The sequence below is a fragment of the Parvularculales bacterium genome (assembly GCA_036881865.1).
Classification (GTDB): Bacteria; Pseudomonadota; Alphaproteobacteria; order JAPOUT01; family JBAJNM01; genus JBAJNM01.
The window spans coordinates 28877-42401 of sequence record JBAJNM010000008.1 but is presented as its reverse complement, the minus strand read 5'-3'; the positions used below and the strand labels follow the sequence as shown (position 1 = coordinate 42401).

Here is a 13525-nt window from a genome sequence, read left to right as displayed (position 1 = left end):
CGTCTGGGTAAATCCCTTGCCTATCATTTCCATTCATGGCAAGCATGGAGACCATGGTCTTAACCCGTAATCCCAACATATTTGCCAATAATCCACTGGACCGCATGGGCCACAAACGGGGCGATGCGGCATGGCTTGAGGGCAAGCGTTGTGAGCCGGAAACGTTGGTGGTTCCGCTTTGGCATCTTATGCCTCTTGTTTTGCCGGAGCACACCCCGGGGGCTGGACGGGATACTGGCTGGCTACCGTTTACTTTGTTGGAAAGCATGTTCTTGCCGGAATCCTTGTTTGTTTTCCTTGGTATCAACCGCCGAGGCAAGGCTTTATTTGCGTTGGATATTAGCCATGCGAGAGATCCGGAGAATGAAGGTCCTGTTAGTGGCATGGGACGCTTTGAAGATTTGCGGGAACTGGCTATGGCGGGAGATATGCCCTCAGGTGAGTTAGCCATTATGGCGCAGGCCAGAGGCATGTTAGAGTGGCATCGGCGGCATGGTTTTTGTGCGGTTTGTGGGGGGGCTACCATCGTTGTGGAGGGGGGCTATAAAAGACACTGTGAGGCTTGTGGTGCGGAGCATTTTCCACGCACGGACCCCGTGGTGATTATGGCGGCTCTTCATCAGGGGCGGTGCTTTTTGGGGCGTCAAAGTGGCTGGCCACCGGGTATGTTTTCAGCGTTAGCGGGTTTTATGGAGCCAGGCGAGACCATTGAAGAGGCGGTTGCGCGAGAACTCCATGAAGAAGCCGGTCTTGAGATTAGTTCGGTGCGGTATCATTCCACGCAACCATGGCCGTGGCCGTCCTCTTTAATGATTGGCTGTTTTGCCGATGCAGTCTCGGAGGAAATTTATATTGACGGGGTGGAGCTTGAAGAAGGCCGGTGGTTTGAGCAGGCCGAACTTCGAGAGATGATAAACCGCCGTGCAGATCCGGAAGCGAACGAGGGTGGATTGATGGCCCCTCCGCCTATGGCGATAGCGCATCAGATTATCAAAGCTTTGGTGGATGAATAACACCTTATGAGCTGAATTCTTGGCGCAGGGGAGAAGCTTTGTAGACGCCCAGAATGCGCAATCTGGACGTAAAAAAAGAAAGGTCCTCTAAAGCCAGCTGAACAGAGCGATCTTCGGGGTGTCCTTCAATATCTGCATAGAATTGAGTGGCGTTAAAACTGCCTTCCAACTGATAGCTTTCCAGCTTGGTTATGTTAACACCGTTGGTAGCAAAACCCCCTAGTGCTTTGTAGAGGGCAGCGGGCACGTTGCGCACCTGAAACACGAGGCTGGTAATAATCGGCCCGTCGGTGACGTTGGCTTTATTGGGTTGGTTAGCAACAATAATAAAGCGTGTTGTGTTGTGACTGGCATCTTCTATGTTGGTGCGTACAATCTGAAGGCCATATAATGAAGCAGCCAGTTCGGTTGCAATAGCTGCGCATGATTTGTCGCCTTTTTCTGCTATCTCACGGGCAGAGCCTGCCGTGTCAGCTGCCGGTATGGGCTCTAAATCCATCTCTTGGATGATATCGCGGCATTGGCTCAACGCTTGTTCGTGACTTTGCACACTCTTTAATTTCTCAACGGGTGCATTAGGCAGAGTTAGTAATTGATGGTGCACCTTAAGGAAATGCTCTCCCACAATGAACAAATCCGAACGGGGCATGAGGTGATGAATATCGGCTACTCGCCCGGCAAGAGAGTTTTCAATAGGAATCATACCAAGTTGTGCTGTACCGGAAGAAACCGCCGTTAGAGTATCTTCAAAGGTGCGGCATGGCACAGGGGTCATATCCGGAAAAACTGCCTGACAGGCAATGTGAGAGTTGGCCCCTTGCTCGCCCTGAAAGACGATATTGTTGTTGGTAACGTTTGTCATATTGGTTTTCAATGGGTGTGATTGTGCACCTGATGGTATTTATGCCATCATTGAGCGTATCTTCTCAAGATCATCGGAAGTATCAACGCCGAGGGCTGTTTGTGCGACGCGGCGCACTATGATCTTTAATCCGGCTTCTAGAGCGCGCAACTGCTCAAGCTTTTCACGCTGCTCCAAAGGTGAGGGCGGGGTAGTCACAAATTTTTTGAGGGCAGCGCGTCGATAGCCGTAAAGGCCGATGTGATGATAATAAGGCCCCTCACCCCATGGAGCAGTAGCGCGGGTGAAGTAAAGGGCTTTGCCCCAATCGTCTCCCTCTTGAAAAGATACCACGGCTTTTACAACGGCGGAGTTATCCAACTCTGAGGGATCTGTTAGGGGGGCTGCCAAGGTTGATATATCGCACACCTCGCTGTATGCCTCAGTAAAAGGCTCCATGACCGCCTGCACAAGGGCAGGGTCTAAAGTTGGCATGTCTCCTTGCAGATTTATTACCGGATCATAGCGCTCTTCAGGGTCAAGATGGGCTAGGGTTGCGGCTATTCTGTCAGAGCCGGAGGCATGGGAGCCGTTTTCCACAATGGCTTTCCCTCCAGCCTTCCGCACCGCTTGTGCTATGGCCTCAGCGCTGGCGGCTACTACCACAGGACCACATTTTGCCTTCATAGCCTGTCGCCAGACATGAACAATCATGGGGGTTCCATGGATGTCTGCGAGAGGTTTGTCTGGTAGACGTTGAGACTCCATACGAGCGGGAATAACAATAATCGGATTCATTGTAAGGTTTCGCGGGGCTTTCTTGAGGATTTCTGCTGAACTTATAGCATGCTTCGGAGCGCAGAAGGAGGGTATGTAGACAAATGGTGGACGGAGGCCACCATTTCGGCTATAAAAACCTTCATATATTTCCGACAGGAGAAACCCCCAATGGCCGTTCCAAAAAGAAAAGTAACCCCATCCAAGCGCGGTATGCGTCGTGCTTCTCAGGCTCTTAAGCGTCCGGCCTATGTAGAAAACCCGGATAGCGGAGAGTTGCATCGCCCTCATCATATTGATTTAAAGAGTGGTATGTACCGCGGGCGGCAGGTTTTGCAGCCTCAGGGAGAGTAATTAGGGGTGAGTGCTGTGGCTTTCCTCTCATTAAGAGGAGATCGGCCGTACCGGTTTCGGTAACAAATCCAAACAACGGCACAGAGAGATAAGTCATGGATATTTTCTGGACTATCGTTCTACCAACATTTGTTACGTTATTTATCGTTATTGACCCTATAGGTATGTTGCCGGTCTTTGTGTCTTTGACTCAGGATGCTGATGCGGCGAAGAAACGTATTGTTGCAATACGCACCATTGTTGTTTCTGTGGGTGTCTTGATGTTTTTCGGCCTGTTGGGAACACCATTTCTTAAAGCCATAGGTGTTGGCTTGCCCGCTTTTCGGATTGCGGGGGGGACTCTTTTGTTTTTGATTGCTGTTGAGATGTTGTTTGGGCGGCGTACTGAGCGACGCAAGCGGTCTGTTGAAGAAGCACAGACGGAGTTTGATTATGATATTTCGGTTTTTCCGTTGGCTATACCCATGATCACCGGACCGGGGGCGGTTGCTACCATATTACTACTAATGAACGCTCAGGTCGGTGATGTCGTAGCACAGGGAGTTATTTTGTCTATTGGCATTGTCGTTTTGTTGCTGTGCTATATTTTGTTTCGGTTGTCTGATTTTATACAGAAAATTATCGGGGAGACTATAAGCAAGGTCATATCGCGTGTTTCGGGAATTATTCTGGCAGCTCTGGCCACACAATATGTTTTGGATGGTCTTCGGGCCTATTGGCTGGTTGCATAAAACAAAGTGTTGAAGTTCCGGAGAAGACCCGAAAGAGAATCTGGCTGTTGCAAGGAATGACCATTACAGCTTTTGGCAAATACCGCACCAGTGAGAGAATTAGTTAGCACTATGGCAGTGCATTGTTCCAACTGTGATGATGCGATGGATGTTTCTTGATACTGAATGCCGGATTTGTGAGCGGCATCTATAAAATGGCGTCGTGTTATGCCGGGCAGACAACCGTCATGGCAGGGCGGAGTCAGAAGTGTATTATCAATCCATATAAAAACATTGGCGGTGGTAGCACACGCCAAATTTCCTGCCGTGTTTAGCATTAAGGCATCATCGGAGTCAGCGGTAATGGCCTCTTGGCGTGCGATAATGTTGTCTGTATAGGAAAGGGTCTTAAGTTGGGCTGTGGGGTTTTTTTCGTTTCGGGTGGTAGTGTGTGCCGTGATGAGGGAAGGAGGTGTAGGCATGGGTCCAACTTCCGCCGTTGTGATGAGAAGTGTGGGAGAGACATCATCAGGCGGAGGAGCCAGACCACGTGGACCGGCACCACGGGTAAGAGTGATACGTATTCCTTGGTAGTTTTTGGCTTTGTTCGCTTCTATAACATCGCTACAAGCGGTCAGCAAATCGTCTTGTGAATAGGGTGTGGGTATGCCCAGTGTGAGTGCCCCATGAAAAAGGCGCCTGATATGCTCTTCTCCCCATATAATTTTTCCGTCAATGGTGAGCAGAGTTTCAAAGACGCCGTGAGCGAGCAAAAAGCCTCTATCGGCTGGATCAAGAGAGGTTGTTGTGGGTACGAGCGCTCCGTTATACCAGAAAGAATGTGTCATAGCCCTGTCTCATGCAGAAAATTACTCAGGAGTTGATGTCCGCCCTCACTGATAACAGACTCAGGGTGAAACTGAACTCCGTAAAGAGGGTGTGTCCGGTGGCGAAAAGCCATGATGATGTTGTCCATACTACAGGCAAGAGGCATCAGAGGGGTGTGGTCAGGTAAATCTATGGCTAGGGAATGATAACGGGCGGCCATCAAAGGAGAAGGGAGACCCGTAAACAATCCGATACCATCATGAGAAAGGGCGGTGGATATGCCGTGTGCGGGCTCAACGCGTAGCACACGTGCTCCATAAGCTCGTGCGATAATTTGATGACCAAGGCAAATACCAAGCATGGGTAGGGACGCCCCAAAATGACGCACAAGATCAAGAGAGGTGGGGGTGTCCTCAGGCGCTCCCGGGCCGGGAGATAAAATAAGAGCGCTAGGCCTAAGGTTTTCAATAAGCGACTCATCAACATCGTCATGACGCATTACGCAGGTGGCGAACCCTAACTCCTCTACATAACGTGCTAGCGTGTAGACAAAAGAATCGTAATAATCTACGAGCAAAATCATGCAGCACTACTCTTCGTGAGTGCTAGGCAGAGTTAAGGCTTGTGCCATAGGGGCGGCCTTGACCAGAGTTTCTTCATATTCGGCGGTGGGATCAGAGGCTGCAGTGATGCCTCCACCGGCCTGAAAAAACGCACGTTGCCCCTCGATGGTTATGGTGCGGATGGCAATGTTGGTATCCATCGTGCCGTCAACGCCAATATAACCAAGTGCTCCGCAATAAGCGCCTCGTCTGCTATTTTCCGAACTGGTAATAATTTCCATAGCGCGTATTTTTGGAGCTCCGGTAATAGAACCACCGGGGAAACACGCCGTCAATAAATCTACCGGCCCTAACCCTGACCGCAGACGTCCACTGATGGTAGAAACCAGATGATGCACAGAGGGATACGCTTCATGAGCGCACAATTTTTCTGTTTTGACAGAATAGTTTGTGCACACTTTTGATAAATCATTGCGCAACAAATCCACAATCATGATGTTTTCTGCTCTGTCTTTGGAGTTGGTTTTTAGCTCTTCTGCAAGCGCTTTATCCTGAGCGGGTGTTTTGCCACGAGGACGGGTTCCTTTTATGGGGCGGGTCTCTACAACACCATCCCTGCAGGAAACAAACCGCTCCGGTGATGAAGAGAGAATAGAGACCTCGCCTAAATTGAAAAATCCTGCAAAGGGAGCCGGAGAAATTCGCCTTAGCCGGGCATAGACAGCCAAAGGTGTGTCATCCGGCATAAGGGGGGTTTCGAACCGTTGTGAGAGGTTAGCCTGAAAAATATCTCCGGCTCTGATGTGCTCAATAATGCGGGCAATGGCGTTTTCATAATCCGTCCGTGTGAAGTTTGAATTCATACAATCCGGCACGGCAAACACATCAGCATTATGGACTTGAGGATTGATGGTGGGGCTTGCCTCTGGCTGTGCTTGCAAGAAATCCGCATCGTCCGAGTTGCCGTCAGCGCTCAATAAAAAAGCGCGGTAGGTTTTATGGTCAAAGGCTATGACTCTGGTATAAAAACCAACCGCCATATCAGGCGTGGAGACACCACCTTCTACTATCGGCAAACGCTCTAAGGCATGACCCAGTTCATATCCAAACAGGCCTGCTACACCTCCCACAAAGGGAGGGGGCGGGGTATTTAACCGTTCCTTGAAGGTCTGGGTTATGGCCGCAGCAAATTCTATCATGTGAGGGTCGGGAGCACACATGGCACGCAAGGAATCAAAGGGCCGCCTGCTATGAGATTCTCCGGCGGGTACAATAATGCGGGAGCGTGGAGCTGTTAGAATAAAGCTCCAGCGCCCGCCCTGCGGGTCGTGGGCGCGGGCAGACTCTAAAAGCAGTGCAAAAGGCTGGTCAGCAAATGGTGCAAAAAGGGTAAGGGGGTCAGCAAAAGGCAGTTCTGCAATTAAGCCGCCGCACTTGAGAGATAGGGGAGAGAAACCCGCACTCATCCGGAACTAAAAACGGTCAAGAACATAATAGGCTAACGCTTCGCGCTCTGCATCGCTGATGGGAGGGGCAGGCATGTTGCCTGGTGGCACTTTGAGAATACTGACAATATCGTCAATGTTATAGCGGGTGGACAGATTATCAAGACGAACATAGGCTATGTCCGTTGAGGCTTCTGACAGGCTATGGCAGACGGCACACATGTTGTCTTGCCATAGTTTAGCTCCTGTGCGTATTAAATCCGCCGTGAGTGCTATTGGCCGTTCCGGTTTAGCAGAGGCCGGTGTTGTATGGCGGGTGGTTTTGGTTGGGCTTGCAGTGCCGTGGGCGGATTCCATACTCTCGTGGGTAATGCGGTATATGGCGCCTGCATAATCATCAGAAACATATATAGCGCCATCGGGACCAATGGTAACATCCACGGGGCGGCCGATGACGTCTTCGTCTTTTTCAAATCCGGTGAAAAAATCACGATCCTCAATAGAACCATCTGTCCTCCAATGAAGAGAGATAACCTTGTAACCTGCCTTGCGGGTGCGGTTCCATGATCCGTGTTGGGTTACAAGAGCGGCTCCTTCCAATCCCGGCGGAGCATCGTTCCCCATAAACGTGATGGCCAGAGGTGCTATATGAGCGGTCATCCCGTATGCCGGTTCAATGGCGTCTTTAATGCGCGGGTCGGATATATCGCCGAAATCCGGGTCGGGTTTGTTGAAGCCGTTCAGGAATGGCCATCCGTAAAATCCACCCCTGCGGATAAGATTAACCTCTTCGGGTGGCTCATTATCACCCAGCAGGTCGCGGCCATTATCCACGCCGTAGAGGTTGCCTGTTCCCGGCTGCCAGTCCCAGCCTACCGTGTTACGCAAACCCTCGGCGAAAATTTCAATATCGCTGCCATCGGGCCTGAAGCGCATCAAAGTGCTACGACGCTCATCATCCTCAAGGCACACATTGCACGATGAGCCGATATTAACATACAACCAGCCGTCTGGCCCTTGTTTGACAGTACGTGTCCAGTGATTACCACCGCCGGGCAGGTCCGTGACGATATACTCGGCCTCTCCGGTAAGTATGCCCCGGGCGTTATCAAAAGGTATGTGCAAGATAGCGTCTGTCTCTCCGATATAAAGATAATCCCCTACAATCTCGACGCCATGAGGACGGTTAAGCCCATCAATAAGAACCTCCACCGCTCCGCCGCGCTCACTGCCGGAGGCTCCGGCCCGTATAATTTTAATCTCACCGGTGCGCGGGGTTGATAAAAGCAAATCTCCGCCTTTGGTCCAGCGCATGATGCGTGCGTGACCAAGGCCCTCGGCATAAACATTAAAGTCATACCCGTCTGGTAGCATGAGGCGGGTTTGCAAAACATCTGCCGGTTCAAGTTCAGCTCCCCAGCCAAACAGAGAGTTCATAATCGGTGCGTTGACGGCAAATCGTTCCGGCAGAAAAATTGTACATCCACCGATGGCAATCACGATAATAGCAAGAGTGCCAAGAATGATTTTCATAAGCATGGAGGGTCCTTCACAGAGTTAAGGGGGGTCGCATAAACACTTCTCTTATACTCTTTTTTGGGGGTTAATATAATAATGCCGCTCAGAATAAACTAAAAACTCCGCGCTGGTCTTCTTTACTCATCCCCATTCCTTATGGTGAATCTTATCAATATTGAGCCTCGTTAAGCCGCCAATAGGCTTTGGTATCCTTAAGAGTCTCATTGTCCTGAATGAGATCAAAAGGTGTTTTTCCATCTTTATCCCGCGCCGTGCCATCTGCCCCATGGTCCAGTAACACCTCCACTACTGTCGATGTTTTGCTCTTGAGCGCTGCTATATGCAGGGGCGTTGAGTTATTCTTATCATGGGCCTCTATGTCGGCCCCATAATCCAGTAACATTTCCACCACCGCCGGTGTTTCGCTATTAGCTGCCGCCTGATGTAGGGGTGTTGAGCCATTTTTACTGCGGGCCTCTATATCGGCTCCATGATCCAGTAATACTTTTACCATCACTGGTGTTGCGTTACTAGCCGCCACATGCGCCGAATGCAGGGGCGTTAAGCCATTCTTATCACGGGCCTCTATATCGGCTCCATAATCCAGTAATACTTTCACCATCATTGGTGTTGCGTTATTGGCTGCCACATGCAGGGGTGTTTCTCCACCCGCATCACGGGCCTCTATATCGGCCCCGTGATCCAGCAGTAGTTTCACCACCGCTGGTGTTTGGTTAAAGATAGCTGCCGCTGCCCAATGCAAGGGCGTTACGCCATCCTTGTCACGGGCTTCTATATCGGCCCCGTGATCCAGCAACAGTTTCACCACCACTGGTGTTTGGCTCGCGACAGCTGCCCAATGCAGCGGCGTCCATCCAGCCTCATCGCGGGCGTTGATATTCGCTCCACCCTCAAGAACGGCTTCAACATCCGCCACCGTGGCCGTACGCCAAAAAGTTCCCAACCACGCATTATCATCTTGCGCCTGAAGGAGGTATACCAAGACAGACAATAAAAGCAGACACCCCAGAAAGATACTCACTTTTGTTCTCATATCCTATTCCTTGAGTTACGCTCTTCAATGAGAGCTATCATATCTGCCATGATGGCATCTAACCAAAAATCACGGAGGTGTAAACCATGGTTACGCCACGGTGTTTGATTCCGGCTTTTGGGCACTATTATAATGTAGCCTCTTTTGGGGGTGGCGATAAGTAAGAGCTATGAAAAAATAGTTTGGGTTGCGCGGGGATTGATTTTATGACAGTTCTGGATGCGGTATTGATAGAGGCAAGGAGAAACCCATGATGGAAAAATCTGGTTCTGCTATGCGGAAAAAGGCGCTGACTTCCCTTACGGGATGGCGCAAGGTAAAGGGGCGGGAGGCCATTGAAAAAACCTATCAGTTCAAAAATTTCAATGAAGCCTTTGGATGGATGAGCCGCATCGCCATGATTGCCGAGAAGATGGACCATCATCCTGAATGGTTTAATGTTTATCGCACGGTGGACGTTGTTCTCACCACCCATGATACGGGCGGTGTGAGCGAGAAGGATATTGCCCTTGCCCGCGCAATGGACCGCCTTGCCGGTTCTGCCGGCCGTCACGATAGACGCAAGCCGGAAGGTTCAGATTAGGCGGCGTTGCGGGCCTTGGCTTTGCCCCATTCAGTGCAGAAGAACTGTCCTATTTCATTGAGAGAGTCAACGCCTTCCGGCAATATAGAGTGGAAGACCTGAAAGACATGAATCATCTCATCCCATACCTTTAGGCGTGAGGGAACATTTGCCTTTAGTGCATTATCGTGAAGTGTCAGGCTGTCGTCTAGCAGCACTTCCGCATCACCCACATGAATAAGCAGGGGAGGTAGGCCGGTAAGGTCAGCAAATATGGGCGAGACCAGAGGATGCCGCGCATCGCCGCTTGCGCCTGTGTAATGGGCTGCCATCTCCAGTAGGGGTTCACGTGAGATCATGGGGTCGGCATCTGCTCGGGTTTCTATGCTGGCAGCCTCACCGGTTAAATCCACCCACGGGCTGATAGGTGCTGCCGCTGCAGGAAGGCTTACTCCTTTATCCCGTGCCTCCAGCAAAAGGGCCATGGTTAGCCCCCCACCGGCAGAATCGCCGCTTATACCCATAGAGCGGGACGAAAGCCCCTGACCCAATAGCCATTGCCATGCCGTGAGGGCGTCTTCTACAGCTGCCGGAAAGGGATGCTCCGGTGCCAGACGATAATCAATCGCGAGGACACGTGCTCCGGCCGTCTCGGAAAGTTTGGCAGTAAGTGTTCGGTGGGTTTTGGGAGAACCAATCACATAACCTCCTCCGTGGAGATATAAAATCACCCGGTCTTCGGCTACGCCGGGAGCAGCCACCCATTCCGCTGACACACCGTCTGCATCAACCGGCGTGATGCTCACTCCGTCGGGAACGGGAAAAGCACCGAGCGCCTCTTCCATGCCAGCGCGGCGTTCTTGCGGCGTTTCGTTGGGATTGGTGGGTTGATTTTCTGCTAAAAAAGCGAGGACTTGTTCAATGGGTTTCATGATACTTCTCCTATAGGTTTTTATCTTAACGAGGTGCCATGCGAATAGCGCCATCCAGACGGATGGACTCACCATTTAACATATCATTTTCACAAATCTGGCGGGCCAGCAAAGCATACTCCGGGGGATGACCCAACCGCGGTGGAAAGGGAACCTGAGCGCCCAGCGCTTGCTTAACTTTGTCAGAAGCCCCTGCAAACAAAGGCGTGTTAAATAATCCTGGCAAAATTGTGTTAACGCGAATGCCCTCACGGGATAAATCACGGGCGATGGGCAACGTCATGCCCACAATACCACCCTTAGAGGCAGAATAAGCCGCCTGACCGATCTGTCCGTCTTGGGCCGCTACAGAAGCCGTGTTGATAATAACGCCGCGTCCACCATCGGGCGTTACGGGACCCAGAGACATCATGCCTGCCGCAGATTTAGCTAGGCAACGGAAAGAACCCACAAGATTAATTTGAATGATACGGTCAAAATGTTCCAGAGGATGAACCTTAATTTCGCCGGTTTCTTTGTCGCGGGAGGCTGTCTTGACCGCAATACCCGTACCGGCACAACTCACAAGAATGCGCTCTTGACCGATTGCCGCACGTGCTTTTTTAAAACCCGCATCCACACTGGCTTCATCCGTAACATTGACCTCACAAAAAACGCCACCAATATCCTTGGCGGTTTTCTCACCTAAATCGCCGTTCAAATCAAACAATGCCACTTTGACCCCATGGGCTGCCAACTCGCGGGCGGTGGCTTCTCCCAACCCCGATGCCCCCCCTGTTATCACTGCGCCGATGCTGTTATCTAATTTCATGATGGGTATCCTCTCTCTGTTTGTCTGTTGGGGGTTGTGTGTTCTGAGTGGCTGTTTGCGCCTCGTGGCGCACAATGTAGAACGTAGAGCCTACAATAAGACAGGCACCGGAAACAATCCAGAAGTCCGGGAAGGTAGAAAAGAAAAAATATCCTGCAATTGCTGCAAATAAAAGCCGCGTATAATCAAATGGCGCAATGGCCGTAGGCTCTCCCGCCCTGTAAGCGCGAATAAAACAATTATGAGCCCCCGCCGCTACAGTCCCCATCGCCAAAAGCAATACCAACTCCCAAATAGTAGGTGCCACCCACGCCCAAAGAGCGGGGCCGATGGTAACGAGAGATCCCACCACACCTGTATAAAACATAAGGGTTACCGGTTGATCGCGGTGCGATACAATTTTCACAAGAATAACGGCTAGGGCTACCAACGCTGCTCCACCTACTGCAACCGGTGCTGCGGGGTCCGTGATTGTTTCGGTACCGGGACGCAACATGATAAGGACGCCGGCGAACCCTACCAGCGTTGCTGCAATGCGTGGTAGTCCGGCTACTTCTCTGAGGATGAGCCAGGCCAAAGGCACCACAAATAATGCACGGGCAAAACTAAACGCTTGGGCATCGGCGAGAGGCAAATGAATAACGGCGTAAAACCCACATATCATGCCGACGCTACCGACAATGCCACGAACAATTTGCAATACCGGATAATGGGTACGAATACCACCGTCTGCAAATCCGACGCGTATCAAAAAAGGAAGGATGACCAGAAGGCTAAACAGGGCACGAAAAAAAGCAACTTGAAAAACACCCAACCGCCCACCGATATGTTTTACTAGGATTGTCATCACCGTAAACAAAACGGCAGACATTAGAAGCCAGATTGCACCTCTTACGTTACCGGGAAGTTTTTCAAAGGCGCGGCGACCTATACGTAACCTGAGTGAAAGGCGTGCACCTTTTGCACTCATGGTGCTTCGCAGTGAGTATTCACGAACCGGGGACCACGACTATTTTTCCGATAACTTTGCGGGCTGCCATATCGTTGAGCGCTTGTGCCGTTTTCTCCAGTGGATAGGTTACAGATACGTGAGGTTTTATCTTGCCGTCAAGATAAAGAGCCATCAGTTCCTCGCAATTTTTTGCATGACCGACTGGGTCACGTCCCACAAAAGCACCCCAGAACACACCAACAATTTGGCATCCCTTAAGGAGAGCAAGGTTAAGGGGAATACGGGGGATATCTCCTGCCGCAAAACCGATAACAAGATATCGCCCTTCCCAGTTCGTAGCCCGTAAGGCCGGTTCGGCATAAGCGCCACCTACCGGATCATAAACAACATCGGCACCTTGACCGCCGGTTTTCTCTTTAATGGCATTTGAGAATTCTTTTTGTTGATCCCTGTCCAAATCTCCCGATGAATAAAGTATGGCATCGTCAGCGCCATGTTGTCGGGTGATCTCCAGTTTTTCCTCCGTCGAGGCCGCCGCAATAACTCGCGCCCCCATAGCCTTGCCCAACTCCACTGCTGCTAAGCCTACGCCCCCCGCAGCGCCTAACACCAGAAGGGTCTCGCCCGGTTTGATGGCGGCTCTGTCTTTCAGGGCGTGGTGAGACGTACCATAGGTTAACAAAAATGCGGATGCGGAAATAAAATCCATAGCGTCAGGAATCTTCAACATCCGTGCACCATCCATGACAATCTGCTCGGCAAAGCCGCCGACCCCGCTGGACCCCAGAATCCTGTCACCGACTTTCAGGTTTTTGACATTTTCCCCACATTGGATAACCTCGCCCGCTACCTCGCTACCCGGCGTAAAAGGTGTCTCGTGGCTAAACTGATATTTATTCTGTATTATTAGGACATCAGGAAAATTAACCGCTGCCGCATGGACCTTAAGCAACACCTGATCCGGCCCGGGCTCAGGGGTGGGAATATCCTCCACTACTAAAGCGTCAGGAGGGCCGTATTCTTTACATAAAACTGCTTTCATGAGAGTTTTCTCCTCTGGCGACCCGTTGTCATCTCTCTTGTGATGCTATCTCTACTATAATTATGTTTAGCACAGGTGCGGTTTTACTCCAATAGTCCGGTAGAAATTCGGTCGGGGGCGCTT

At 51.0% G+C, this 13525-nt stretch carries 15 protein-coding genes; 4 read left to right on the top strand and 11 right to left on the bottom strand.

Annotated features, from left to right (window positions below):
* Nucleotides 1-35 precede the first annotated feature (35 nt).
* Nucleotides 36-1013, top strand: a complete 978-nt coding sequence (gene nudC / locus V6Z81_03505; GenBank protein ID MEG9861554.1) for an NAD(+) diphosphatase — start codon at nucleotides 36-38, stop codon at nucleotides 1011-1013.
* 4 nt (nucleotides 1014-1017) lie between these two features.
* Here the strand turns inward: nudC and V6Z81_03500 are convergent, their stop codons facing one another.
* Nucleotides 1018-1875 carry a prephenate dehydratase gene (locus V6Z81_03500; protein ID MEG9861553.1) on the bottom strand — a complete coding sequence of 286 codons (858 nt, stop codon included), beginning with the start codon at nucleotides 1873-1875 and terminating at the stop codon, nucleotides 1018-1020.
* Nucleotides 1876-1914: 39 nt separating this feature from the next.
* A complete protein-coding gene (locus V6Z81_03495) occupies nucleotides 1915-2652 on the bottom strand; it encodes a 3-deoxy-manno-octulosonate cytidylyltransferase (GenBank protein MEG9861552.1) in 738 nt (245 codons plus the stop codon).
* Nucleotides 2653-2802: 150 nt separating this feature from the next.
* Here V6Z81_03495 and rpmF point away from each other — a divergent pair, with 150 nt between their 5' ends.
* A complete protein-coding gene (gene rpmF, locus V6Z81_03490) occupies nucleotides 2803-2985 on the top strand; it encodes a 50S ribosomal protein L32 (GenBank protein ID MEG9861551.1) in 183 nt (60 codons plus the stop codon).
* Between the two features lie 95 nt (nucleotides 2986-3080).
* Nucleotides 3081-3716 carry a MarC family protein gene (locus tag V6Z81_03485; protein ID MEG9861550.1) on the top strand — a complete coding sequence of 212 codons (636 nt, stop codon included), beginning with the start codon at nucleotides 3081-3083 and terminating at the stop codon, nucleotides 3714-3716.
* Here the strand turns inward: V6Z81_03485 and V6Z81_03480 are convergent.
* From V6Z81_03480 to V6Z81_03460, 5 genes are all read right to left on the bottom strand, one after another.
* Complete coding sequence (locus V6Z81_03480) at nucleotides 3698-4543, bottom strand: aminotransferase class IV (GenBank protein ID MEG9861549.1); 846 nt, start codon at nucleotides 4541-4543, stop codon at nucleotides 3698-3700. The two genes, V6Z81_03485 and V6Z81_03480, sit on opposite strands and share 19 nt — an antisense overlap.
* Nucleotides 4540-5106 carry an aminodeoxychorismate/anthranilate synthase component II gene (locus tag V6Z81_03475; protein MEG9861548.1) on the bottom strand — a complete coding sequence of 189 codons (567 nt, stop codon included), beginning with the start codon at nucleotides 5104-5106 and terminating at the stop codon, nucleotides 4540-4542. Before V6Z81_03475 ends, V6Z81_03480 begins: the two co-directional genes overlap by 4 nt.
* Nucleotides 5107-5112: 6 nt before the next feature.
* Nucleotides 5113-6552: an aminodeoxychorismate synthase component I gene (gene pabB / locus V6Z81_03470; protein MEG9861547.1), complete on the bottom strand. Its 1440-nt coding sequence runs from the start codon at nucleotides 6550-6552 to the stop codon at nucleotides 5113-5115.
* A 6-nt stretch (nucleotides 6553-6558) separates the two neighbouring features.
* Complete coding sequence (locus V6Z81_03465; GenBank protein MEG9861546.1) at nucleotides 6559-8064, bottom strand: PQQ-dependent sugar dehydrogenase; 1506 nt, start codon at nucleotides 8062-8064, stop codon at nucleotides 6559-6561.
* Between the two features lie 154 nt (nucleotides 8065-8218).
* The gene (locus V6Z81_03460) at nucleotides 8219-9103 is read right to left on the bottom strand and encodes an ankyrin repeat domain-containing protein (protein MEG9861545.1); all 885 of its coding nucleotides are present in this window, start codon (nucleotides 9101-9103) and stop codon (nucleotides 8219-8221) included.
* 226 nt (nucleotides 9104-9329) lie between these two features.
* Here V6Z81_03460 and V6Z81_03455 point away from each other — a divergent pair, with 226 nt between their 5' ends.
* Nucleotides 9330-9686, top strand: coding sequence for a 4a-hydroxytetrahydrobiopterin dehydratase (locus tag V6Z81_03455; protein ID MEG9861544.1), 357 nt, complete (start codon nucleotides 9330-9332; stop codon nucleotides 9684-9686).
* On the opposite strand, the gene V6Z81_03450 is transcribed toward V6Z81_03455, so the two are convergent.
* From V6Z81_03450 to V6Z81_03435, 4 genes are read right to left on the bottom strand one after another with little or no spacing between them, the layout of a single operon-like run.
* Nucleotides 9683-10597: an alpha/beta hydrolase gene (locus tag V6Z81_03450; protein MEG9861543.1), complete on the bottom strand. Its 915-nt coding sequence runs from the start codon at nucleotides 10595-10597 to the stop codon at nucleotides 9683-9685. The genes V6Z81_03455 and V6Z81_03450 overlap by 4 nt on opposite strands.
* 25 nt (nucleotides 10598-10622) lie before the next feature.
* Nucleotides 10623-11408 carry an SDR family NAD(P)-dependent oxidoreductase gene (locus V6Z81_03445; protein MEG9861542.1) on the bottom strand — a complete coding sequence of 262 codons (786 nt, stop codon included), beginning with the start codon at nucleotides 11406-11408 and terminating at the stop codon, nucleotides 10623-10625.
* On the bottom strand, nucleotides 11395-12378 hold the full coding sequence (locus V6Z81_03440) for a DMT family transporter (protein ID MEG9861541.1): 984 nt from the start codon (nucleotides 12376-12378) through the stop codon (nucleotides 11395-11397). Before V6Z81_03440 ends, V6Z81_03445 begins: the two co-directional genes overlap by 14 nt.
* Before the next feature lie 19 nt (nucleotides 12379-12397).
* A complete protein-coding gene (locus V6Z81_03435; protein MEG9861540.1) occupies nucleotides 12398-13402 on the bottom strand; it encodes an NADPH:quinone oxidoreductase family protein in 1005 nt (334 codons plus the stop codon).
* Nucleotides 13403-13525: the final 123 nt, after the last annotated feature.

Bases quoted from the DNA above. Each gene is read 5' to 3' on its own strand.
- nudC (MEG9861554.1), top strand. From the start codon at position 36: ATGGCAAGCATGGAGACCATGGTCTTAACCCGTAATCCCAACATATTT.
- V6Z81_03500 (MEG9861553.1), bottom strand. From the start codon at position 1,875: ATGACAAACGTTACCAACAACAATATCGTCTTTCAGGGCGAGCAAGGG.
- V6Z81_03495 (MEG9861552.1), bottom strand. From the start codon at position 2,652: ATGAATCCGATTATTGTTATTCCCGCTCGTATGGAGTCTCAACGTCTA.
- rpmF (MEG9861551.1), top strand. From the start codon at position 2,803: ATGGCCGTTCCAAAAAGAAAAGTAACCCCATCCAAGCGCGGTATGCGT.
- V6Z81_03485 (MEG9861550.1), top strand. From the start codon at position 3,081: ATGGATATTTTCTGGACTATCGTTCTACCAACATTTGTTACGTTATTT.
- V6Z81_03480 (MEG9861549.1), bottom strand. From the start codon at position 4,543: ATGACACATTCTTTCTGGTATAACGGAGCGCTCGTACCCACAACAACC.
- V6Z81_03475 (MEG9861548.1), bottom strand. From the start codon at position 5,106: ATGATTTTGCTCGTAGATTATTACGATTCTTTTGTCTACACGCTAGCA.
- pabB (MEG9861547.1), bottom strand. From the start codon at position 6,552: ATGAGTGCGGGTTTCTCTCCCCTATCTCTCAAGTGCGGCGGCTTAATT.
- V6Z81_03465 (MEG9861546.1), bottom strand. From the start codon at position 8,064: ATGAAAATCATTCTTGGCACTCTTGCTATTATCGTGATTGCCATCGGT.
- V6Z81_03460 (MEG9861545.1), bottom strand. From the start codon at position 9,103: ATGAGAACAAAAGTGAGTATCTTTCTGGGGTGTCTGCTTTTATTGTCT.
- V6Z81_03450 (MEG9861543.1), bottom strand. From the start codon at position 10,597: ATGAAACCCATTGAACAAGTCCTCGCTTTTTTAGCAGAAAATCAACCC.
- V6Z81_03445 (MEG9861542.1), bottom strand. From the start codon at position 11,408: ATGAAATTAGATAACAGCATCGGCGCAGTGATAACAGGGGGGGCATCG.
- V6Z81_03440 (MEG9861541.1), bottom strand. From the start codon at position 12,378: ATGAGTGCAAAAGGTGCACGCCTTTCACTCAGGTTACGTATAGGTCGC.
- V6Z81_03435 (MEG9861540.1), bottom strand. From the start codon at position 13,402: ATGAAAGCAGTTTTATGTAAAGAATACGGCCCTCCTGACGCTTTAGTA.